This is a genomic window from Psychrobacillus sp. OK032 (assembly GCF_900111345.1).
In the GTDB taxonomy this organism is placed as follows: Bacteria; Bacillota; Bacilli; order Bacillales_A; family Planococcaceae; genus Psychrobacillus.
Genome location: NZ_FOGY01000002.1, coordinates 180,163 through 205,044 on the forward strand (window position 1 = coordinate 180,163; position 24,882 = coordinate 205,044).

Genomic DNA, 24,882 nt, shown 5'->3' on the forward strand with positions numbered 1-24,882 from the left:
CCATTATTTTAAAATTCAAATTTTTTCTATACAGCAACCCTTATTTATACTCTTTCAATAATTACTGATATTCCCTGTCCTCCACCAATACATAGAGAAGCCAATCCATATTTCCCTTGTCTATCTTGTAATTCAAGAGCTAATGAATAAAGAATTCTTGCACCGCTTGCACCTACTGGATGCCCTAGAGCAACTGCTCCACCATTAACATTCACTTTGTCCATATCTAAATCTAATTCCTTTATACAAGCTAACGTTTGAGCTGCAAATGCTTCATTTATTTCTATTAAATCAATGTCATTCCAGCTTAACCCTGCTGCTGAAAGGGCTTTCCTGCTTGATGGAGCAGGTCCAATTCCCATAAGGGCTGGCTCAACTCCAGCGAGTCCCCATGATATTATTCTCGCTAATGGTTTCACTTCCGGATTATCCTCCAAATATTGTCCAGAAGCCAAAACAACTGCTGCAGCACCATCATTGATTCCACTTGAATTCCCTGCCGTAACAGTTCCATCTTTTTTAAACGCAGGACGTAATTTAGAAAGCTTTTCAAGAGTTGTTCCTTGTCTTATATGCTCATCTTCTGAAACAAGAATTGACCCCTTTTTATCCTTGACTTCAACCGCGACAATTTCTCTTGCGAATCTGCCTGATTCTCTTGCAGCGGCTGCTTTTCTTTGCGATGAAACAGCAAATTCATCTTGTTCTTCTCTACTGATTTCGTATTTTGCCGCTAAATCTTCCGCGGTAATCCCCATTCCATAACCTATATATTGATCTGCAAGTGAATGGGCCAGCATATCGTCCATGTCCAGGTTATTTAAGCCTGTTCCAAATCTTGAATTTCGGATAACATGTGGAGCCTGGCTCATGTTTTCAGCTCCTCCGCAAAGAGCCGTCTGAGCTTCCCCTAGCATAATAGCTTGTGCTGCGGATACAACGGATTGCAGTCCTGAACCACATAGACGATTTACTGTTAATGCTGGAGCTTCTACTGGCACACCGGCATAGAGAGCGATGTGACGTGCTAAAAAAGAAGCTGCTTTCGATGTATGGATAACGTTTCCAAAAAACACCTGATCAATTTGTTCGCTTGGTATATTACTTCTTTTCAATGCCTCTTTACTAGCCACAACTCCAAGCTCGATATCTGTTAAATTTTTTAAAGAGCCACCGAAACTTCCATTCGGAGTCCGTGCTCCTTCAATAAGGTAAACTGAGTTCATTTATACCATTCTCCTTTTTTATAAAAATAGAATTTTCTATTAATTTATGAATATAGCATATAAATATAATCAAATAAACTAATGGTTCTATAGCAGCTCCTATATGAGTTCTTGTCGAGTGATTATTTCGTTCAGACATTGTATCCTAATCCTTTTACTTTTATAATTAAAGTAATATGCATGATGATTAAGTATTTTATTATAAATTTCCCTTTCCAATCATCCCCTTTCCATCCCCCAAAACAGGAACACTGTTCTCTTTTATTATAATATTAAACTTATAGAAGTATGTCAATTCAAAATTTTCTAAAAATAAATATTTACAAGGTTTTTCCGTGATTTTTCTAAAACTTTTAAAGCTTATTTCAAATTTCTCAAACACTTCTCATTTGTTAAGTCAAAATGGTGCGCCTAAGGGTGTGTAGTACTACATATCCAACTCAAAAAGCCCTTTGTGATTTTACAGTAAAGGAAAATTTTCCGATTACCAAACTTTCAAAGGAAACTTAGACTTCGCATCCGTACTAGCAAATTTAGAAGGATAGATAGTTCTAATCTACCCATCCTGCCATTTTGTTATTTCAGAAAGTCCTCTTGTATTATCGAGTGTTTCTGGATCGAGAATAACCTTTCATTTTTATCTAAAGGATTCAAACAACTAATAAACAGCTCGTCCACCACTCATGTCGAGGCATTGTCCAGTAATATAACCGGCTTCTTCAGAAACCAGGTAATTAAATAGTCCAGCCACTTCTTCCGGTTTACCTAACCGTCCCATGGGGATTTTATTTAGCACAGACTGAAAATAGCTCTCACTTACTGTTTTAATCATATCCCCTTCAATCATCGTCGGAGCAATACAATTTACCGTTACGCCCGATTTTGCAGTTTCTTTACCCAATGATTTGGTAAAGCCCATTACACCTGCCTTGGAAGAAACATACGCGGCTAGCATCGGATTTCCTTCTTTACCAGTGATGGAAGACATATTAACAATCCGGCCATACCCTCGACTAATCATTCCATCGATCACAGCCTGACAGCATAAAAAGGTTCCTTTTAGATTGACATCTAAAATCAGATCCCAATCCTCCTCCGAAATCTCACTTGTTGGTGCGGTAGGACCAAGGATTCCGGCGATATTGGCAAGAATATCTATTTGGCCTAGATCCCCTTCAATTGTGCGCATCATGTCTCGCACTTCATGTTTTATACTTACATCTACCCTATAAGGGATAGCTTTCAATCCGGCCTCTGTAATATCTGTAGCTACTTTTTCGGCAGCTGAAAAATTAATATCAGCTACTATAACGTAGGCTCCCTCTCTTGCCATCCGCCAGCTAACAGCTTTACCGATATTATTTCCGCCTCCAGTAACAACGGCTACTTGCCCAATTAGTTGCATACCTCTCACTCCTCAAATTATAAAGATAAATCATGTTAAGCTTTCTACAACAAATTAATCGTTATTTAAGGGCTGAATTGTGGAAACCAGCGAATATCTGGATTCGAAAGATTGAAGGAAAATCCGTCCCTTTAAAAAGCAAATTGTTGTCGTCACTCAGGTCTAATTGTAATAAGTCTCCAAATGGGTATAGCCACCTTTAATTAGGTATTTACTTTTTTAGGCTCTAATTTGGGAAGATGATTAAACTGAAAATTCTTTTTTTACGACACTAGTGATAATAACCATTTGCAAAATACCTAGGGGCATTTTCCTTCTCTCCAAAAACGGAACACTGTTTATTTTAAAAAGGTAAATATTATAATTATGTTGATTTTGAATTTCCCCAAAATATCGAATTGCTTTTTATAAGCACAAATGCCCGACAGCAGTTTTGATGGATTTACTCCACGCCACCTGCCATCCATCCGCCATCCACCGCATGGTGATACCATTTACTTAGTCTGACTACATCGGAAGCCAAAAATATTGCAGGTCCGGCCAGATCCTCAGTTATCCCTCTCCTTCGTTGGGGGATCGGATGCCCCAACAGTCACAATGCACACCTAGTCCCTCAGTCTCATCGTTACCATCCTCCTCATTATAAAAATCACATATAGTGTCACCAAAGATGAGCTGTTTCTCCGGCTGCCCTTGACTCAGGCTCAACTGGACACCACCCATCATTGCAATTTCTTCTCCAATTTAGTTAGCAATGCCATTCAAAGGGTGGGTTATTACATTCATTCAGATGACCAGATGACGACCGCCACTATCACTGCAATAGAATTTCTATAAAAATAGAAATTGGATGTTTACGGAAATACCAAATAATCATTCAGAATAGTGTAATTCTGGTTAAAAACATTTTAATTCTTCGAAATTCAAATTTCTTAATCTCCAAGAAATCAAATGAATAAGAGTATTTTACAATTATCTTTTTGTCAGCCGATTTCGCGGAATTATGGTCTAGTGTTTTCTATCTCATCGAGTAATTGTTGTCCGCCTTCAACCGTTTTTGCCCATTCATCATGTAAAGGCAACAGGACTTTTTTAAACTCATTGTGTTCTTCTTCAGTTGGAAAATAAACTTCTACTCCTTTTTCTTTAGCTAGTTTCTCATTATTTTTAAGATTTGCTAAAAAAACTTCATCAAGAAATTTATCAAAATCCTTGCTTGTCTCAACAAGAATAGATTGTAAATCTGTAGGAAGGGAATCAAATTTCTTATTAGACATCATGACTGCAATAGTAAAGTTATTAATAGGTACTGAAGTCCAAGTTTTTATCGGGTAATTGGAAAGAGCATAGTATGCTGTTGAAATTACACCATCTAAAGCACCCTGTTGGATGGACGTGGCCACTTCAGCAGCATCGACTACTACTGCGTTAGCCCCAATAGCATTAATTGAATCTTTTAATACTGTTCCACCCGGGGTCCTGAGTTTAAGCCCCGTCGCACTCTTTAGATCAGTAACCAATTCACCTTTCCCTGCAGTGAATATTTCACTGAAGTTATCTTGGGTCATAGACAAAACCTTTAGTCCTCGTTCATCTGTTTTCTTCTTAATGACTTCTCCACCCTTTTCACTGTCAAAAAATGCTCTTTTGTGTTTATAAAATAAAGATGGATCTTCCATATCAAATTCAAACAAATATGGCAATTCGAAGAGATACCAAATAGGATCTATGCTGCCGATGAGAGCGGAATTAGTCATGTTCATATCAATTTGTCCATTAAGCATTGCCTGAATTTCTTGACCTGGCGGCATTATCTGAGCGCTCGGGTATATTTCAAGGGATAATCTACCGTTACTTCTCTCTACCAGCTCATCATTAAACCATTCCATTGATTGATGGTGTAAACCAGTTGTAGGATATGTGTGAGATACTTTCAGAACATACTTAGTATTATTCGAATTACCAGCATCATTGTTTTTCTGCTGTGAATTTTGACTAGTTTCAGAAGCTCCACTGCAAGCAGAAATAATGAACATTATAGGAAAGAAAATCCCAATAAAAAACTTCTTCATATTTTTCCCCCTTAACAATTGTACGTTCACATTAACAATAGGTGATGAACTAAATATCTCGCTAACGCGGTCCTTCATTTAGAATACGTCCCTCCCAAGACAACTAATTTTCAACTTCGATTTCTGGTGATGTGATATAGAAGGTATCAATACATACTTTTAATACATGTTGCGAATAAGTCCAATCAGGACCCCAATAAAGATTCAATTTGACCTCTGGATCTAAATTGAGACGACAACTTGCAATGCTGTTTTCAATCATTTTCTTTGCCACAGGATGAAAAACCAGGTCAGCGCCACTCACATCATTTCCAAGTAATGCTCTACCATTTTTTCCGCAGCCAAAAGAATGGAAATCATGACTCCAATAGAATGTCCAACCAAGAAAACCCCGGCAGTTCCCCTCCATATTTCTTATATGCCGACAACGTTGCTTTTTGAAAAACCGGAAGTTGAGAATAAAATGAAAGACCTTTTTCACCTGCAGCACCATAACCAGGACGATCAATCGCAATTACAGAATATCCAATTCTTATCCTAACGTATGCAAGTAATTGTTTGCATTTGACTATGAGTAAAAGTATTTTGAAGAAAAAGAGCCACCATAAATGCCTATAATTAAAGCCTTTGGTTGTTGATTGGCAGCAGGTGCATTTAAGCTCACTACTCGTTATATAACGAATTAGTGTAAGGTTTCTGCCCACTTGGTATAAACAGAATCTATAGCGTCGGAGAGAAAAAAGACGCGGCTCTAGCTCAAGGTGGCTTCGCATTGGTTAAGTATTCACTTAGACAAGTGAAAGTCTTTCATACCCACCGTGGATCTGAAATCAAGAACGTTGGGATTGATGAGTTATTAAGTCAATACAAGATGAAACGATCTCTTAGCCAATAGGGGAACCCTTATAATAATGTGGTGGCAGAGGCTACGTTTAAGCTATTAAAAATAGAACTCATCAACGGATTGCACTACCCTACCCTTGAACAGCTGTCTCTTGACTTTTCGATTACGTCAATTGGTACAATAATTTCGTACGCACAGCACCCTTGGCTACGTAAGCCCGATAGAGTACAAAATTACTTCCCTTAAGAAAGGTGTTTGATTTAGTATTGACATACTAGTTTATCTTATATAGAGTCGTTATTTATTACAAAACCTTTACCGTAATTATCAGGGGCTGATGAATGATATAAAATACACTCGTCAAGAAATGCTAACGTTCGTAAATTGAATGCTCTATTAACTTTTTGAAGGTGAATATTGTGAGCTGTAAAACGTTGCAAGTTTACAGCAACAAAAGGTGACGAACTAAATATCCCATGAACACGCTCCATAACTCTGGTATTACCATCCCAAATACCGTCATATTCCCCAATAGTAAATTGTACCGGAACTGTCACGCGCGGTCCTTCTATTAGAACACGTTTCTCCCAAGACAACGCATCAACAGCTTCAATTTCTGGTGACTTAGTATGGAAGGTATCCAAACATTCTTTTAATACATCTTGCGAGAATGTCCAATCAGGGCCCCAATGAAGACTCAATTTGACTTTTGGATCTATATTTAGGCGACCGTGTGAAATACTTTTTTTGATCACTTCTTTTGCCACAGAATGAAATGCCAAGCCCGCACCACTCACATCCATTCCAAGCAATGGAACTACCTTTTTTTCTGCAGCTAAAAGAATTGATATCATTGCTCCAATAGAATGCCCAACCAAGAAAACCCCAGCAGAATCCTCTCCATATTTCTCATATGCCCTCGATATAACTTTTTGAAGTATCGGAAGTTGAGTATCAAATGCCAGACCTTTTTCACCCACAGCACGATAGCCAGGACGATCAATTGCAATTACAGAATATCCCATGTCTGATCCTAACTTAAGCAAGGAATTAGTTGCAGTTGACTCCAGGTAATAGTATTTTGAAGAAAATGAGCCGCCATGAATAGCTACAATTAAAGCTTTTGGTTGAAGATCGGCAGAAGGGGCATATAAGCCGGTGATCATTTCATCTCCTGAACCTAGCTTGATAGCTTCAATTTTTGTCATCTCAAATTTCCCTCCTATATCATAATGAATTTCATGAATTAATCTGTACCTTTTTCCTGTAAAATACAAATGAGTTAATCAACAAAAAATCAACTGATAAAGAAGAGTTGTTGGCAACATCCTTTTTTGTCAGCCGATTTCGTTTAAACTATGGTCTGGTGTTTTCTACCTCATCGAGTAATTCCTGTCCGCCTTCAACTGTTTTTGCCCATTTATCATGAAAAGGTAATAGGATTTCCTTAAACTCATTGTGTTCTCCCTCAGTAGGAAAGTACATTTCTGCATCTTTTTCTTTAGCTAATTTCTCATTATTTTTTTGATTTTCTAGAAAAACCTCATCAAGATGTTTACCAAAATCCTTGCCTGTCTCTACAAGAATAGTTTGCAAATCTTCAGGAAGAGATTCAAATTTCTGTTGAGACATCATGACTGCAATGGTGAAATTATTGATAGGGATGGAAGTCCAAGTTTTGATTGGATAATTAGAAAGAGCATAATAGGGTGTTGATACAAGACCATTTATAACACCTTGCTGGACGGAAGTGGACACTTCAGTAGCATCGACGACTGTGGGATTAGCGCCTAGAGCCTTAATCGTATCATTTAACATCGTTCCGCCTCCAACCCTGATTTTAAGACCTTCCGCACTCTTTAAATCAGTAATCATATTGTCTTTACTAACTGTGAATAATTGACTGAAATCCTCTTGGGACATAGACAATATCTTTAGACCATGCTCCTCTGAATTCTTCTTAATCACCTCTCCTCCTTTTTGACTGTCAAAAAAGGCTCTTTTATGTTTGTAATATAGGGATGGATCTTCATTACTAAATTCAAACAAATAGGGCAATTCGAAGAGATGCCAAATTGGATCTATGCTGCCTAGGACGGTAGAAATAGGTATACCCATATCAATTTGCCCATTAATGATTGCCTGGATCTCTTGACCTGGCGGCATTAATTGACCACTTGGGTATATTTCAAGGGATAATCTGCCGTTGCTTTTCTTTTCCAGTTCATCACTAAACCATTCAAGTGATTGATGGTGTAATGTGGTTGTAGGATACGCGTGTGATACTTTAAGTACATATTCAGAACTGTTAGAATTTCCAGGCCCATCTCCTTCTTGACTAGATTTTGAAGATCCACTACAAGCAGATAAAATGAGAATCATCAATATCGTTATTACAATAAAGAACTTCTTCAAAGAATTTCCCCCTTATTTATTTAAATTATTGAATTTTCCAGCTATAAAATTTAAACTTTCCAATTAAATTAGAACAAAGTTATTACCTAAAAGCTTCTCTTATTTATAATAAAATGCAAGGCTTATCCTGTACGCTTGTTCCTAATTAATTAAGAATGTACTAAACCAAGGAACATATAAAAGGACCAAGGCGGCAATAATGAGAGCATACAGGTAAGGCATAGACCCTTTTACGACAACTCCCACATTTACTTTAAAATGACTGGATAATGCGAATAAAGTTCCTCCTACCGGTGGTGTTATTTGTGAGATCATCATCAATGCACATGTAACAACACCAAAATGGATAGCGTTATATCCAAGTCCCGTTACTACAGGGAAGAGAATAGGCATCGTAATAAATAGAATCGGAATAGGTTCTAAGAATGTACCTAGAATAAAGAAAAGCAATAATATTAAAAGCATTATAATCCATGGAGCCAATGCTATTTCAGTTAAACCTCTGGTAATATTCTGTGGAAGCTGTGAATACATCAAAGCCGTAGAAAATAATTGGGCTCCTCCTAAAATGATGTAAATAACAGCCGTGGTCATCATTGAACTCCTAAGACTTTTTATTAGATTCGCACGTGTAAACTCTTTTCTATTAAAAAGGAAACTAATAATCAAAACATATAAAATAGAAACAGCTGCAGATTCAGTCGGTGTAAAGAAACCGCTATAGATTCCTCCTAATATGATCACAGGCATAAACAATGGCGGAATTGCTTCAAAAAGGGACTTTCTGATCTCCGCAAAGGAACTTTTCTCTTTTAAAGATGCGTGATCTTTTAAGCTGACAATCACTGCTGTTATGACTAAGATGACTGAAATTAAAATACCTGGTAAAATCCCCGCAATAAAAAGGTCGCCTACATTTTCCTCAACCATCGAAGCATATAAAACGAAAAAGATACTTGGCGGAATCATTGAGCCCAAAGTGCCGGCAGAAGCGACAACTCCCATACTACTTTCTTTAGAGTATCCTAGAGCAGTCATTTGAGGAATGATCAATGTTCCTACAGCTACAACGGTTGCAATAGACGAACCTGATAAGGCTCCAAATATAGCACATGTTATGACGGCTGCTGCAGGTAATCCACCTCGAAAATGCCCTACTAAATCATTAATAACCTTTAACAATTTGTGAGCCGGACCCAAATATGTCATCAGATTTCCAGACAGTAAGAAAAAGGGAATTGCTAGTAAAATCCAGCTGTCCATTGAAATAAAAAATTGAGTTGGCATACTCACCAATGGCTGCCCCATAAGAAAGATGCCCCAAAACGCTCCACCTAAAGCCAGTGCTAACCAAATAGGAACTCCAATAAAAAGCATGATTAAAAAAATAATAAATCCTAGTAATATCAAGCAAGTTTCCTCCTTTCACAAATCTAAACTTTACAAGTGGGCTTTGACTTCCTCGACATCCAGAGATGAGAGACTCTCACCGACACTTAGACGGATTTTTTTATAATCCATTACTATTAGAAGAAAAGAATAAATGCAACCGAAGAACATTCCAATTGGAACGGCTAAAGAAGGAATTGCCATTAACATAGTACCTGAAGTTGTTTTTAAACCTAATTGGAATGATGAAAGAACCCATTGCGTTCCTGTCCAAAAAAGAATTACACATGATACAAATAAAATAACATTAATGATTAGATTATTTACTTGTAACAACCTTCCTTTTAATATGTTGTTCAAAAAATCCATCTTTATATGTTCATCCTTTTTTATTAAAGGCCCAAGATATAAAAAGGATCCATAGATAATCGAATAGCGGCATATTTCATCTACTATTGGATAAGTTGTATCAAAGTATACTCTCGTTACCACATTCGATATGGCTAATACTGTGCTAAGAACTAATAGAGACATCGCTGTTATCTCTAGGATTCTATCTAGCAATTTGGTAGACGATTCTAGCCTTTTTATGCTGTCCATTTGTGCTTCACCCTTTCATAAATCATAGTATTAAGCTCAATTCATGTAATCACTTACCCATTCACTGCCAATAAATATAGTAGAATTAAATTTCCATTACATACTTTTTCTTTCATTTTTAATATAATAATTACTTTAAACTTTCAATCACTTTATGCCGTGTATCCACCATCCACTGGTAAATTAACCCCACTAATAAAGTCTGATTCATCAGAAGCAAGAAACAGAGCTGCATTTGCAATATCATCCGCAATTGCAAATCTTCCTAATGGATATCGGCTTAAAATATATTCTTTGTTTTTTTCAAGATTATCATCTGGCGATCTGGTCAAAAACTGTTCCATCATTGGAGTCTCTGTCAGCCCTGGACAAATCCCATTAACTCGGATCTTGTCTTTTGACAAATTAACTGCAAGAGAGCGAACCATGTTAACCACAGCTCCTTTTGCTGTGGAATAAACGACACCATATGGGGACGCGACAAGACCGGAAACAGAAGATGTGAAGATTATGGAACCCTTGTCCGCTTTTCTCATACTTGGGAGAGCATATTTAGTAGTAAAAAATCCGCTTTTCACATTAAGTCCCATGGTAAAGTCATAATCTTTTTCCTCGACATTTTCTATACCACTGGGACCAGGTGATCCAACATGGTTCCACAGAATATCTATTTTTCCATATTGTTCGTCAATTATATTCATCACTTGTTTTAAGGCATCCAGATCTAATAAATCTGTTTTATAAAATTGTGATTCCCCGTCATTTCGTTTGATTTCCTCAACCACTTGATCTCCTTGTTCTTGGTTAATATCTAAAATAACAACCTTTGCCCCCTCTTTTGCAAAAAGGATTGCTCCTGCACGTCCCATTCCTGATGCTGCTCCGGAAATTACTGCTACTTTTCCTTCTAATCTCATCATTTTCTACCACCTTACTTATCAAAATTTATTAAAAATTTCATAACAAACCTCTAAATGGTACTAGAACTTAAACAATAAACCGAAGTGAAAACGCTTTCACGCTTGAGTTACATAAAATAAAAAATTCTTTTTTGTGAGCATCATGATTCTTCAATTGTTATCTCCCTCCCCCGAAAATAAGAACGCTGTTCTTGTTTTATATTCTTTTATACACAAGACTATGTCAATTAAAATTTACACTAAATAACGAATATTCAATTAATATATATTCATGTATTCTAAACTATTAAAATCTCAAACATCCTTTATATTACTAATGTAATTAAGGACTCAATTAACCGTAATTATTTTAATTCATCAAGTCTGGGAACCAAGTAGCAACGAAAGGTCCGATTGTCATCCCCTTTTTTCTTATTATAAAAAAACAGAACATCGTTCTCTTTTTATAATAAGCAATATATTCAGTTCTGTCAATTCATAATTTTCTAAAAATTTTAAATATTTTTCATTCATATTTACTACTACTATAAAATTACATACTGTTCTATAAGAACCTCTGAAATCATAATGTCTCAAACAATGTTTCTCCTGAAAGGTATACAGCCCTGTTCCTTCTCATGGACTTCAATCCCGCTATATTTTTTAATAGATTGGTAAAGAGAAGAGTTTCGGTGCCATAGGTTATATTGCTTTGTGATCGGTGATCTTGGACATTTTTTAGTCTACCTATAAAATCTTAAAAGAAATGTTTTTGAATTTTGAGGAACTCGAAAAATAAAATAATTGATGTCTTTTTCTTGTTCTCTATTTTCTTTTCTCGTAATCAATAAAATCCCCCAAAAATACTTATAAGATAAATAAAATATATTTAAATTATCTCATATCAGCAATATAGGTATAAAAGTTGGGATTATTCTGAATAATTATTACTCTTCATTGATATAGTACGCTTATTTTTAAAAAAGCCACCCTAATGTTAGTTCGTCGGTGTTACAGGGGGTTTTGCTAGTAGAGTACGATTTAGCGGGAAAATACAATCGTCGTGTTGCTTATCCTCCCATCTTATGAACGACCTTGAAACTCTTTTTGAAGTTTCAAAAGGGATTTGGTCGTCTTAAAAAACACCTCAATATCTAGCGCATCCCGTAATGAAAACAATTTTTCGGGCGTACCGTTCGACATCACACAATGAATGGAACTAAAGATGCTCTTTTTATATTGGACAGGCTGCGCCAGGCGGTAGAGTTTTTTTAAATCAATCTACCAACCTGCCGACCGCTGAATAGTGCAAATTGTCAATTTACATATTTGGAGAACTACAAAGCTAGTGCAGCGACTTGATCACGCTATTGAATTGGGTGTGAAAGTTGAGTTATTAAGACTAAATAGCGTTTCTACTAGTTTGTACTGTGCTTTTCCAACTAAAAAAAACCCTTTCTGATTTCCAAAAAGGGCAACTATGGAACTGATATAGAAGATTGCGTCACACATTTTGTTTATTTTTCACTACTCAAGTAATAAACAGCTCTTCCACCACTCATGTCGAGCCATTGTCCAGTAATATAGCCGGCTTCTTCAGAAACCAGGTAATTAAATAGTCTAGCCACTTCTTCCGGTTTACCTAATCGACCCATAGGATTTTTATTTAGCACAGACTGAAAATAGCTCTTATAAAAGTAGTTATTTTCTCTAAACTTTGATATTGATATTTTAATCCATAATTAGACAAATCTTACCGAATTGGGAACCTTCATTCATACGCTCAAATGCTTTTATTGTGTCTTTATGATAATATACCTTATCAATAACAGGTTTAATTTCATGTTTTTCCACAAATTGAATCATTTCTCTGAACTCCTTATGACTTCCCAGTGTTGTTCCTAATATATTGTATTGTCCAAAATATAAATTTCTGAGATCTATTTCAACTTTTTGTCCTGATGTCGCTCCAAAATTAACAATGGACCCTCCTTTTTTTAGAACCGACAGGGCTTTGTCCCATGTAGCAGCTCCTACACTATCAATTATTAAATCTATTATCTCGCCATCTAAAGCTTCATTCCAATCGCTTTCACTATCGATAGCTAAATCTGCTCCTAACTTTATAGCTTGTTGACATTTCTTTGTGCTTCTTGACGTAACAATCACCCGTGCACCAGCTGCTTTTGCCATTAACATTACAAATATAGCGACACCACTTCCAATTCCCGGGACCAAAACAGTTTGATTAGATTGAAGTTTCCCTCTTGTAAAGAGTGCCCGGTAAGCTGTCAAAGCAGCTACAGGAATAACTCCTGCTTCCTCCCATGACAAATATTTTGGTTTGGGTTCAACATTTTCAGCTGGAATTATGATATATTCTGCAAATGTTCCATTAGTAGGTACACCAATTACTTCAAATTCATTCGGCTGAGCATCGCTTTTATGAAGCCATCCTAAACTAGGATTTATAATTATTTCGTCCCCTAAACGAACATTTTCCACCCCTTCACCTACAGAGTGAATCACACCTGCACCATCTGATCCTAGTATAACCGGCCCTGCTTCCTCTCCTCTTCGATATAAACTCCATATGTCACGGTGATTTAATCCTGCGGCTTTAACTCGAACTTTTACTTCGCCTTTTTTCGGTTCACCTTCTACCATATCTGTATAACAGGTATTTTCTAAACCTGGTTTTCCGATGTGTATAAATGCTTTCAAAAAGATCCCTCCGAAGCTAAATATTCAGATTACCACAAATGCTAGGTATTTTTTCACTGACCATCTTTGTTTACATTGGACAAAACGAGCGGCATTTTGTCCTCTTAGATATCCTCATTCTATTTATTAGAAAATCTTCTCTTTGTTCTTCTCAATTAATTCATTTGCAAGGTTGATGTAAAAGGGCAATGATTCAGGATTGTTCATCGAATCAGGATTTATTACCTTCTGAAACTCAAACCCTAACAGTAATTTGCGTATTGGCACCTCCATTTTTTTGCCGTTCAGCGTTTTAGGTATTTGCTCAACACTATAGATTTTGTCGGGCATAAATCTTGGAGATATTTGTGTTCTAATTTGTTCTCTAATTTTCTTCTCCATATGGGCATCTAACAGTTGATCTGTTCTTAGAACAACAAATAGGAGTAGTGATGTTTGACGACCGAGCACTTCCAAATCAATCACAAGGCTATCCATGATTCCATCTAGTCCTTCAACAATTCGATAGATGTCACTTGTTCCCGTACGAACGCCCGAGCGGTTGATAGTTGAATCCGATCTTCCAAAAATTACAGAGCTGCCATTTTCATCGAATCGAATCCAATCTCCATGCATCCAAATATTCGGATACATATCAAAGTAGCTGCTGTGATATCTTTTGTTTTCATTATCATTCCAAAAATATAAAGGCATCGATGGCATCGGTTTTGTGATAACAAGCTCGCCAACTTCATTAACGAGTGGGTTTCCTTCTTCGTCGAAGGCTTGTGCTTCCACGCCTAGACATCTTCCTTGGATTTCACCTATTATTACCGGTAAAATTGGAACTCCAGCCACAAATGATGTACACACATCGGTTCCACCGCTTGAAGAACTTAGCCATAAGTCTTTTTTTACATTTTCATAGACCCAACGATATCCTTCTTCACTCAATGGTGCACCTGTTGAATCTATCACTTCTAATTTGGATAAATCATACCTTTCTTTTGGTATAACTCCGACTTTCAAGGAATTAAGGAGAAATGGGGCTCCTATACCAAAATATGTGACACCTAGTTCTTCGACTAACTCCCATAAAACCTCTAAATTTGGATATGAAGGACTTCCATCATATAAGACTATTGTTGCGCCAGAAAACAAACTACCTACCAATACATTCCACATCACCCATCCTGTTGTAGTAAACTGAAAAAAGGTCTGGTTAGGTGATAAGTTTTTATGAAGAAGCATTGTCTTAAACTGTTCAAGGAGTATCCCACCATGTCCATGGACTATTGGTTTAGGTAGTCCCGTTGTTCCGGAAGAATAGACAATCCATAATGGATGATCAAAGGGAACGCTTTCAAAAACCAGCTCTGCTTTTTGCATTAAAAAATCTTCCCAAGGAATCACATCGTCAAGTTTTTCATCCAATTGATCTTTTTCGAGATAATTTACAAGAATCGTATGTTTTAAAGAACTACCTAAATCTCTTTGTAGCTGAGAAACGGCTGCACTTTTATCAAACAACTTTCCGTTGTATTGGTAGCCATCGACAGCAAACAGTACTACTGGTTCAATCTGTTTGAATCTGTCCACAACGCTACTTGCCCCAAAATCAGGGGAACAGCTTGACCATATAGCCCCAATGCTGGCTGTTGCTAGGAATGCAATGACCGTTTCCGGAATATTCGGCATGAAGGAAGCTACCCGATCTCCTGGTTTAACGCCTAGTCCCTTTAATGAATGGGCCAAAGACGCCACTTTTTCTTGAAGCTCATTCCAGCTTATCTTTGTCCCTTTAATAGTTTCGGATCGAAAGTGAATGGCTATTTTATCTCCTTGATTTTTCAATAAAATATTTTCTGCAAAATTGATCCTAGAACCGGTGAACCATTTCGCGGCTGGCATTCTTCCTTCAAGAACTTGGTCATACTTTCTAAATGCTTTTACCCCGCTAAAATCCCATATTGTCTTCCAAAATTCCTCTAGTTCATTCACAGACCACTTCCATAATTCATTGTAGTCTGTAAAGGTTAACCCTTTTTTATCCTTTAACCAGTTCATATATTGATGCATTTGCGAATTCTCAATGTAAGATTGAGAAGGATTCCAAATTACTTCGCTTTCTGTTTTTAGCTTCACAGTTATCCATCCTTTCTAGCTTTTTTTCAGTATTTCAGATGCTTTTTTACATTTTTCTTAATTGATATTCCTGCACCCCTCCTGCTCAGGTAATATTTGATGATTTTACATATTGGTATTCCCTTTATAAGTACCTTTTCACTATAAAAAAATTCAAAAATAAAAGATGATTATTAATTGGTTTCATCAATTTCATTATTTTACCTTTATATCCATTTTTAAAAAACCGCTCGTTTTAGAACTAATTTACAAAGTTATATCAATAACCGATTTTTAATGTTTGTGAATTTTCAACAATATATTTTAGTCTCGTTTTCCGCTTTGTTACTATGACTGTATACTAATGCTTCTAATTTCTTTACTAAATAAATAATTTTAGAAAATTTCAGAAAATAATTAATTTTATGAACTTTAACAGAAACACTATGCGGCTGTTAAATTGCATATATAATGACATCCGCAATGTTTTGGGGATCCAGGGCTATTGGTGTTAATTAGTGGGAGTTACATGTTTATTTAATATTTTTAATGCATCTTCAACCGTATGGAATTTCTTAATTCCGTTATTACTGTTCCTGGTGAAATGATAATAGATCGAGTATTAGCTATTGTAGGTAATTCCAACGTATCCCTTCTGTTATTGCACGGAGAGCAAACTTAGTCCCGCTGTAAACAACACCCCCTAAACTGATATTCCAGGCATTGTTATAGGATTAACGATTCAACCGTACAATACTTTTCTTGCAAAAAACTTCCAACTCTAGTCTTTTGCCATCCAACATCTTCGGAGGTTTAACAGGGTGCTTGAAGTTTGAAATTTGGTTTGATTCAGTAACTTCAAAGGATATTGACAATTGCGCAGTCCAAAAGCGCACCTGCACGAAGGGACGCGGTCCGATTATTCCGCTCCCCTCTCTCAGGACTCCGCGGTCTACGGTAAGGGAGCGAGAAGTTCTGAGATGTCCCTCATCTCGTGAATACAACACAACGCACTAAGTATCCGCTCGGCCTCCTCGCGTCCCCTTATCCCTGACACAAGCCTTAGAAATTTCGCTTTGACATCCTCAGTGCTCAGTGGATTCCCAGGCGCACCGGGGGCAATGTCGCAGCGGATTTCGCTTTCGCTGCCGTCTTCGAAGATGGCGAGGCATCGAGCTTGTTCGTTATGCAGGGTTTTGTCTCCTTCTACAATCACGCACCGGGAAATCTCCGCAATCTCCTCACTTACGAAGAAATCCTCATTGACGGGTTCGAAGACACTTGCGGGATTTGAAAGTACACGGGCGGTGATGTAGCGCAGAGAGACATGAGCATCGAATACTGTTTTAGGTTCGGAATTACCCCCGAGTTTTGCGGCCGTTGGCGAAACCCGCACGACCAGTTTGCGCAGTTTGCGCTCCTCCCGCTGTATTTTCGCATGAAGATCTTGGCAGCACTTGATGACTGCGCTGGCGATGAAGCCAAAAGGATAAGGCTTACAGGCCGTGGTTTCACAGACATGCTGTGTGCCTAGCCCGTCGAGGCCCGCCTCGACATTGGGTCTTGACGCAACCTGCATGAGAAGACCATTTGCACCAGTTAGTGAGGCTATTCCGCAAGAAAGACCTGCTTCTGCTAGGCGCGCGGAAACATAGCCTGCCTCTGCGGCGAGACCAGGTACCCAATAGGCGGCCATCGACCCGTGCGTCCCGCGTGTACCCGAAGCGCGGGCTGCAGCGAGACCAAGGGCGGTCTCCATCCGTGCCGCATCAAATCCAAGCAAGCGACCTACTGCTGCGGCCGCCCCGAGACCGCCCGCGATTCCCGTTGGATACCATCCCATCGCAGCACCTGTTTCCGGACCAAACATAGTTAGCGCCACACGGCACTCAATCTCCATCCCTACGCGGAGCGCGTGAAGTGCATCTATCCCCGAGACTGGCTGACAGCGTGAAAGCCCCAGAATAGCCGAAGCCACTGGACCTGCCGGGTGAAGCGTTGTTTCGAAATGAATATCGTCATAAGCGAGACTAGCAGAGGCAATACAATCCACTGCGATGCTCGCCGAGGCACTCAGACGCTCCGAACGCCCGATTAGCGGCAGAAGCCTGCTCGGCGCATCCATCTGGTAAAACGCGACTGCCCGCTGGACTACCTCCTGACCCGAGCCTGCAAGCGCGCAACCATACCAGTTGAGGAATGCGTCGACATAGAATGGAGAAGCCTTTGCCGGTGCCTCTTTGATGGCAAAGGCGGCAAGCGCATGTCCAAAGTCTTCATGATATCCCATGATTTCTCCTCCTGTTTTATTTATAATCACAATTCGCCGAAAAACAATTTTACTAATAAACTACCTGAAGATAGAATCGAAACAAACATGTAGCAACACCTGTCTTTTCACCGTGGAAAATCGTTCTTCGAACAAAGTAAGCTTACTCCCTCTGTCTATTCGATAACTTTGTAAAATAAACGCTACCTTATCCTCTTTACAGTTTATTAGGAAAAACGCTGGTTAATCCACCATCAACTGTTAGTTCAATACCAGTAATATAACTACTTTCATCGGATGCCAAGAAAATCACCGCATTACTAATATCTTTGGTATGCCCAACACGTCCCAGAGGAGTTAGGCTAGCTCTCCATTTTTGTTGTTCTTTTTCTTCTTCTTCGCTTCTACCCAACTCTCCAGTAGCAGCTGCGGTAGGTATAACACCTGGACTAACTGCATTCACGCGAATTTTTCTATCCTTTAAATCGGTTGTCCAACTATGAATAAACGATCGCAATGCTGCTTTTGAAGCGGAATAAATAGTGAAATTGGGTAAACCAAGATTCGCTGTAATTGAAGTATTCAGGATAATAGAAGCACCATTAGGTAAAATCGGAAGCATAGTTTGTACTGTAAACAGCGCACCTTTTACATTGGCGTTAAATACCCTATCAAACTCCTCTTCCGTGATATCCTCCAATTTGACATACCCGCCGATCCCGGCATTGGCAAAGATAACATCCAAAGAACCTTTATCATCCTGTATCGTTTTAAAAACTCGTTCCATATCTGCTTTGATTCCCGCATCTGCTTGAATTGCTTTAGCGTTTGGTCCTATGTTATTCGCCGCTTCTTCTAAAGCCTCTTTTCGTCTGCCCGTAATATAGACGAAAGCACCTTCTTCAACCATTTGTTTTGCAGTCTCAAATCCAATTCCAGAACTTCCTCCTGTAATTAATACAGTTTTACCTTTTAATCTCATCATAGACATTCATCGATCATTCCTTTCCATAGTTGTCGACATTTGGTTATCAATCCCATACTGAATTTCAGAGATTCGAGTACTAGCTTGACCTATCAAGTTAGTCTCCCCTGGTCCCAAATCTAACTGTTACTTTATCTTCCAAATTAAATACATAACGTTATAATAATACAGTCGCCAATTATAGGAATCACTTGCAAGAATCATAGATTTCTGTTTCAAATTTAGCAAATGCTTGCAAAACGGTTTCGTCCATAAAAGGATTCAGCTGGGTAAAAAAAACTCCAGTCAAACGCTTTACAGGATCAATCCAGTAATAGGTATTAGCTGATCCAGCCCAGGCTAGGCTACCAGCGCTTCTACCAGTCGTTGCTTCTTCCGTTGTGATCATGTGCCCTAAGCTCCATTTCTTCACCAACCCTGGGAAAAAATCCACATCATTGCTGCGAGATGGTACCACAGAACGCATCAGCGCAACATTAAGATCTCCAATTTGATTGATCCCCATTTGTTCAACGCTCTCTGGTTGGAGTATACGAGTACCGTTAAAGCTACCATCATGTAATAACGTTTGAAGGAATTTGATGTAGTCTATTGCGGTTGAGTATAGTCCACCTCCAGCACTGAAAAGCTCCGAACCTTGTGGTGCCTCGTAAGGAGGGATCACACTTAATTCACCATTAGGTTGACGTTGATGCATACCAGCTAAACGTGACCGAAGATCTGGCCGAAGAATGAATTCGGTGTCGTTCATACCAATTGGATTACACACATATTCCTTTACGTATTTCGATAAAGAATAGCCGCTTGCGGCTTCCACTGCTTTTCCTACCCACTCCGTACTTATTCCGTATTCCCAACGCTCCCCTGGATCAAAGACCAAAGGAGTGTTAATTGTCCTGTCTTTACCCTCTAGGATTGAAGGAATATTTGCCCATTCCGTGTAGCGCAACATATCGTTATTCCAAGTATTAAATGTATAACCCGATGTATGGGTTAGGAGATGTCGAAGTGTAATGGGTCTCTTAGTTGCTCGTAGTTTGGGACGACCGCCACTATCAAATCCTTCAAGTACTTGGACTGCCTTTAACTCCGGTATTACTTGGCTGATAGGTTCATCCAATTGAAGTTTACCTTTTTCAACAAGTTGAAGAGCAGCTACGGATGTTATTGGTTTCGTCATAGAGGCTATCCAAAAAACAGTATCAAGGGTCATAGATATGTCCGCATCTATTCTACGTTTTCCAAATGCCCCTTGATAAATCACGCCATCCCCATTTGCTGCAATAGCAACTATACCAGGTATTTTTTTGTTCAAAACAACATTTTGTAGGATCAGATTTGTATTCATAACTTTCAAACCTTCCTATGGTTTTCGTAGCGATCATAGGGTATCTTCATGATCAATCTATGAACCGGGAACGTCAAAATCTCACGAACTCCAAGTTCATCAAAAACCTGATCATTTAAATAATCTATTTTATTTACTAAATTCCTCATTATACTTCGTAAACTTTTCAAGAATCTCTGTTCCAGGTGACCCTTTGCTGTCTAAGTTTTCTGCCCACTCGTTATTATAAGATTGAAATTTCTCATTCCATTTTTGTAATTCTTCTTCTGGTATCTCATAAAACTCAATTTCTGTTTCTTTTTCATATTGTTTTATTAGTTCTTCTTGGTGTTCGACAATACTTCCTGGGAGCTGTTCAACAATTTCCTGGCTAGCTTGCCAAACTGCATCTTGTACTTCCTCTGGCCAACTGTTCCAAACTTCTTCATTTACAAAATAAGCGACATTTCCTCTACTTAGAGGTGCGTTAACAGTTGTGTATTTTGCGATTGTATCCAACTGATAACCTGGCCAGCTCAAAAATGAAATGAGTGTTCCATCTAATATGCCTCGTTCCCAGGATGAATACAATTCACTACCAGGCAATAATACAGGAGTTGCACCCCAATCATGCATTAGTTGTTCCTGCATCGCATTTGAAGCTTGAACCTTTAGTCCTTTAAAATCTTCGATAGTTTTAACAGGATGCTTTGAATTTATAATTTGGTTTGATTGAGTAAGCATTGTCCATAAGGGCTTAATTCCATTCGGTTTATACTCCAGCTCATATAAATCCTCTTGGACGAGTTTATTGTATGCCTTCGAACCACTTATAGCGTCATTCACCAGTCCAAGATTTCCACCAATATTACTAAGCGGAAAAGTATGCTCAAACTGATCTTGTTGTATGTAGCTAATATCTACAACTTTATTTTTTAAGTTGTCTAACATGCTACCTACTTTTCCTAATTGTCCTGCTGGATAATACTCCACTTCAATTTTCCCTTCCCCTAATTCCTCAATCCTTTCAATCCAAGGTGATGCACCCATCGTAGAAATTAAATGTGTCGTAGGAAAGGTATCGGCAATCTTTATCACGACTTTTTCATTACTTTTTTCTACAGTATCATTCCCTGCTTGTGTCATATTCTCACTACCACAAGCAACGAGCCCGAAAACTAACATAAAGATTAAAAGAAAAAACATCCATTTGTTTGTAATTGAATTCAATATAATCTTCTCCCTTTATCCCTGTGAATTCTAGTAAACCGTGCATTGATTTAGTAAATGAACAACTAATGGACTAGTAAGCAAATTGGTGCTTACATAAATATTCGCAACAAACCAATTAAATTGTTTTTATACTTTGTAAGTGGAGTCATTGGTAGAAATGATTGATTTTATTCACTAAATTCCTCATTATACTGTGTAAACTTTTCAAGAATTTCTGTTCCAGGCAATCCTTTTCTATCTAAATTTTCTGCCCAGTTGTTATTATAAGATTGAAATTTTTCATTCCATCTTTGTAATTCATCCTCTGGTATCTCATAAAATTCAATATTCGTTTCTTCCTTATATTGCATTATTTGCTTTTCTTCATATTCGGCTATATCTTTTGGGAACCGCTCAGCAATTTCTTCACTTGCTTGGCGCACCGCCTCTTGTACATCTTTTGGCCAGCTGTCCCATACTTCCTCATTTACCCCAAACATAATAATGCCTCTACCTACTGCGGCGTTAACAGTTGAGTATTCAACAATCGTTTCCAATTGATAAGCTGACCAATTAAGAAATGCAAAGAGAGATCCATCAACTATGCCCCGTTCCCAGGATGAATACAACTCACCTCCAGACATTGTTATGGGGGTTGCACCCCATTCGCTCATTAATTGTTCCTGCATGCCATTTGAAGTTCTGACCTTTAGTCCTTTAAAATCTTCGATGGTTTTCACAGGATGCTTCGAGTTTACAATTTGGTTAGAAGAAGATACTGCCGCCCATAAAGGCCTAACTCCATGAGCTTTAAATTCTGACTCATATAAATCCTCATGGACAAGTTTACTGAATGCCCTCGAACCACTTACAGCATCTTTTACTATACCGAGATTGGCACCAACATTAGTCAGTGGCAAAACCCCCTCAATCCGCTCAGGTTGTATATAAGCAATATCTGAGACTTTATTTTTCAAGTTATCAAACTGGCTGTTTATTTTTCCTAATTGTTCCGCCGGATAATACTCCACTTTAATTTTTCCTTCACCTAATTCTTCAATTCTGTCAATCCAAGGTAATGTAGCATGAATGGAGATCAAATGGGACGTAGGTAAATAATCTGCAATTTTGATTACAACTTGTTCATCACTTTCTACCTCGTTGCTTTTTACTTCATTATTATCTTCTACTTGTTCCGTATTCCTACTGCCACAGGCGGTAAGTCCGAATACTAACACAAATAAGAAAAGAAAGCATAACCTTTTTTTGAAAGCAATTTCATATAAAAATTCCTCCATTTTTTAAATACCTTTTGTTCAACATTATATAAAATATCCACTTTTCCCATTGTTTGAATTTATTTTGTTAAATACATCTAATTCTAAACACTTCTGCTTTTATTTATAGAAATATGGTGCTCGTTTATAATCTTCCCAAAAATATGGATCGTGCGTAATGTATAAATGTCCGTTCTCTCTAATTGCTATATTCTGAAGTTTATTAATAGATTCAATCGCTCTAGGTAAACTCCATGGATTTCCCGGTGGAATATTTTTTTCTAGGTTTTCCTTCGCATAAACCGCATCACCTACTAGCACTGCACATTGATTTGGTAAATGAACAACCAGAGACTGATGACCAGGCGAGTGTCCTGGTGAAGTGGTGATATACACACCCTCTACCACTTCATAATCTCCTTCTATTAACTTGTAATTTAACGGATAATCAAATTGGTGCTTTAGATAAATATTTTCAACAAACCAATCAGGATAATAAGCAAATCGATATTCAGACTTTTGAATAAGTATCGTTGATTGGTCGAAGAATCGATTGCCTCCCGTATGATCCCAATGGAAATGAGAATTCACCACATATTTAACATCCTTTGGGCTAACCCCGACTTTCTGTAGTTGGTTTCGAATATCATTTTCCTCTGTAAAATGTCTGAAGGCAGCTTGTTTCTCTCCCCATGTTTCATCGGGGTTAATCAATCCCTCCGGATCAACTCCTGTATCAAATAAGACATACCCATCATCCGTATCTATTAAAACTGGAACTACGGGGATGTCAAGAGATTCTCCAAACCCCTGTTTATATGTGACCAGACTCTTATCTAGAGTAAGTACACCACCGTCTAAGAAATACATACCTTTTACAGCCATCAGAATCCTCTCCTTATTATTTATTTCATAGATTAATAGTTAAATATTTGAATTTTTCTTATTCTTTAGTTGAGAAACAGCTCAACTTAATCTGATACATTGATACTATTACCGATTTTATTCACTAAATTCCTCATTATACCGTGTAAACTTTTCAAGAATTTCTGTTCCAGGAAATCCTCTCACGTCCAAGGTTTCTGCCCATTTGTTATTAATAGATTGAAAATCTTCCTCCCATTTTTGTAATTCATCCGCTGGTAACTCATAAAACTCAATATCCGTTTCTTCTTGATATTTCTTCATTAACTGTTCTTCATGCTCCTGGATGATTTTGGGGAACTGTTCAGCAGTTTCCTGGCTGGCTTGCCACACTGCATCTTGCACTTCTTTTGACCAACTGTTCCATACTTCCTCATTTACTGAAAACAGGACAATACCCCTGGCCACCGATGTGTTAACAGTTGTATATTTTGCGAGCGTATCCAATTGGTATGCCGGCCAGCTGAAAAATGATAAGAGTGTTCCATCGACTATGCCTCGTTCCCAGGATGAATAAATCTCAGTTCCCGACATTGATACAGGAACTGCGCCCCACTTGTGCAGTATTTGATCCTGCAAGGAATTCGAAGTTCTAATTTTTAGTCCTTTAATATCATCAAGAGTTTTAACAGGACGCTTCGAATTGGTAATTTGGTTTGAAGTGCCAAGTGTTGCCCATAAAGGCTTAATTTTATTAGGTTTAAACTCCAGCTCATACAAATCTTCTTGGACGAGTTTATTGTATGCCTTCGAACCACTTACGGAGTCTTTTACTATACCAAGATTTCCACCAACAACACTCAGCGGTATATCGCCTTCAAGCCTCTCAGGTAGAATGACAGCAATATCTGTTACTTTATTTTGCAAGTTATCAAACATGCTGCTAACTTTACCTAATTGTTCCGCTGGATAAAACTCCACTTCTATTTTCCCTTTTCCTAACTCTTCAATTCTTTCAATCCACGGTAATGTACCACGCTCAGTAATCATATGAGTCATAGGTAAATAATCGGCAATCTTAATTACAACTTTTTCATCAATAGTAGCTTCATTACTTTTTCCTTCAGTATCATTCTCTACTTCTATCTCCTTCTCATTACCACAGGCAGCAAGACCGAAAGCTAACACAGATAAGAAAAGAAAGATTAACCATTTTTTAGAAAGTAATTTCAATAGAATTTTCCTCCCTTTTTTATATATCCAATTGTGTT

19 protein-coding genes are annotated in these 24,882 nt (G+C 38.0%); all 19 read right to left on the reverse strand.

The features are described from left to right. Positions 1-44: 44 nt before the first annotated feature. The 19 genes from BMZ04_RS04495 to dctP (BMZ04_RS04585) all read right to left on the reverse strand — a co-directional run bounded on the left by BMZ04_RS04495 (position 45) and on the right by dctP (BMZ04_RS04585) (position 24,844). The gene (locus BMZ04_RS04495; protein WP_093265958.1) at positions 45-1,226 is read right to left on the reverse strand and encodes a thiolase family protein; all 1,182 of its coding nucleotides are present in this window, start codon (positions 1,224-1,226) and stop codon (positions 45-47) included. Positions 1,227-1,884: 658 nt separating this feature from the next. Then, positions 1,885-2,631 carry an SDR family NAD(P)-dependent oxidoreductase gene (locus BMZ04_RS04500; RefSeq protein ID WP_093265961.1) on the reverse strand — a complete coding sequence of 249 codons (747 nt, stop codon included), beginning with the start codon at positions 2,629-2,631 and terminating at the stop codon, positions 1,885-1,887. A gap of 1,001 nt (positions 2,632-3,632) precedes the next feature. After that, the gene (locus BMZ04_RS04505) at positions 3,633-4,703 is read right to left on the reverse strand and encodes a TRAP transporter substrate-binding protein (RefSeq protein WP_177184324.1); all 1,071 of its coding nucleotides are present in this window, start codon (positions 4,701-4,703) and stop codon (positions 3,633-3,635) included. A gap of 103 nt (positions 4,704-4,806) precedes the next feature. Continuing rightward, on the reverse strand, positions 4,807-5,211 hold the full coding sequence (locus BMZ04_RS04510) for a hypothetical protein (RefSeq protein ID WP_143128272.1): 405 nt from the start codon (positions 5,209-5,211) through the stop codon (positions 4,807-4,809). A 620-nt stretch (positions 5,212-5,831) separates the two neighbouring features. Next, positions 5,832-6,755 (reverse strand): alpha/beta hydrolase, encoded by a 924-nt coding sequence (locus BMZ04_RS04515; RefSeq protein WP_093265969.1) that lies wholly within the window; start codon positions 6,753-6,755, stop codon positions 5,832-5,834. A gap of 148 nt (positions 6,756-6,903) precedes the next feature. Then, positions 6,904-7,962 (reverse strand): TRAP transporter substrate-binding protein, encoded by a 1,059-nt coding sequence (locus BMZ04_RS04520; RefSeq protein WP_093265972.1) that lies wholly within the window; start codon positions 7,960-7,962, stop codon positions 6,904-6,906. A gap of 141 nt (positions 7,963-8,103) precedes the next feature. Further along, positions 8,104-9,372 carry a TRAP transporter large permease gene (locus BMZ04_RS04525; RefSeq protein ID WP_093265975.1) on the reverse strand — a complete coding sequence of 423 codons (1,269 nt, stop codon included), beginning with the start codon at positions 9,370-9,372 and terminating at the stop codon, positions 8,104-8,106. A gap of 30 nt (positions 9,373-9,402) precedes the next feature. After that, positions 9,403-9,951: a TRAP transporter small permease gene (locus tag BMZ04_RS04530; RefSeq protein ID WP_093265978.1), complete on the reverse strand. Its 549-nt coding sequence runs from the start codon at positions 9,949-9,951 to the stop codon at positions 9,403-9,405. A gap of 152 nt (positions 9,952-10,103) precedes the next feature. Continuing rightward, positions 10,104-10,871, reverse strand: a complete 768-nt coding sequence (locus BMZ04_RS04535; protein WP_093265980.1) for an SDR family NAD(P)-dependent oxidoreductase — start codon at positions 10,869-10,871, stop codon at positions 10,104-10,106. 1,496 nt (positions 10,872-12,367) lie between these two features. Beyond that, on the reverse strand, positions 12,368-12,586 hold the full coding sequence (locus BMZ04_RS04540; RefSeq protein ID WP_369802633.1) for an SDR family oxidoreductase: 219 nt from the start codon (positions 12,584-12,586) through the stop codon (positions 12,368-12,370). Further along, the gene (locus BMZ04_RS04545) at positions 12,582-13,574 is read right to left on the reverse strand and encodes a zinc-binding dehydrogenase (RefSeq protein WP_177184325.1); all 993 of its coding nucleotides are present in this window, start codon (positions 13,572-13,574) and stop codon (positions 12,582-12,584) included. The genes BMZ04_RS04540 and BMZ04_RS04545 overlap by 5 nt, the downstream gene beginning before the upstream one ends. Positions 13,575-13,700: 126 nt before the next feature. Beyond that, entirely contained in the window at positions 13,701-15,698 is a 1,998-nt protein-coding gene (locus BMZ04_RS04550; protein WP_093265982.1) for an acetoacetate--CoA ligase, read from the reverse strand. Between the two features lie 931 nt (positions 15,699-16,629). Beyond that, the gene (locus BMZ04_RS04555; protein ID WP_093265984.1) at positions 16,630-17,967 is read right to left on the reverse strand and encodes an MmgE/PrpD family protein; all 1,338 of its coding nucleotides are present in this window, start codon (positions 17,965-17,967) and stop codon (positions 16,630-16,632) included. A gap of 196 nt (positions 17,968-18,163) precedes the next feature. Further along, positions 18,164-18,931 (reverse strand): glucose 1-dehydrogenase, encoded by a 768-nt coding sequence (locus BMZ04_RS04560; RefSeq protein WP_093267138.1) that lies wholly within the window; start codon positions 18,929-18,931, stop codon positions 18,164-18,166. Positions 18,932-19,118: 187 nt separating this feature from the next. Then, complete coding sequence (locus BMZ04_RS04565) at positions 19,119-20,279, reverse strand: serine hydrolase domain-containing protein (protein WP_093265986.1); 1,161 nt, start codon at positions 20,277-20,279, stop codon at positions 19,119-19,121. A gap of 129 nt (positions 20,280-20,408) precedes the next feature. Continuing rightward, positions 20,409-21,488, reverse strand: coding sequence for a TRAP transporter substrate-binding protein DctP (dctP, locus tag BMZ04_RS04570; protein ID WP_093265988.1), 1,080 nt, complete (start codon positions 21,486-21,488; stop codon positions 20,409-20,411). A 170-nt stretch (positions 21,489-21,658) separates the two neighbouring features. Further along, positions 21,659-22,768 (reverse strand): TRAP transporter substrate-binding protein DctP, encoded by a 1,110-nt coding sequence (dctP, locus tag BMZ04_RS04575; RefSeq protein ID WP_093265990.1) that lies wholly within the window; start codon positions 22,766-22,768, stop codon positions 21,659-21,661. Positions 22,769-22,867: 99 nt separating this feature from the next. After that, the gene (locus BMZ04_RS04580; protein WP_093265993.1) at positions 22,868-23,632 is read right to left on the reverse strand and encodes an N-acyl homoserine lactonase family protein; all 765 of its coding nucleotides are present in this window, start codon (positions 23,630-23,632) and stop codon (positions 22,868-22,870) included. A gap of 117 nt (positions 23,633-23,749) precedes the next feature. Beyond that, positions 23,750-24,844 (reverse strand): TRAP transporter substrate-binding protein DctP, encoded by a 1,095-nt coding sequence (gene dctP / locus BMZ04_RS04585; protein WP_093265996.1) that lies wholly within the window; start codon positions 24,842-24,844, stop codon positions 23,750-23,752. Positions 24,845-24,882: the final 38 nt, after the last annotated feature.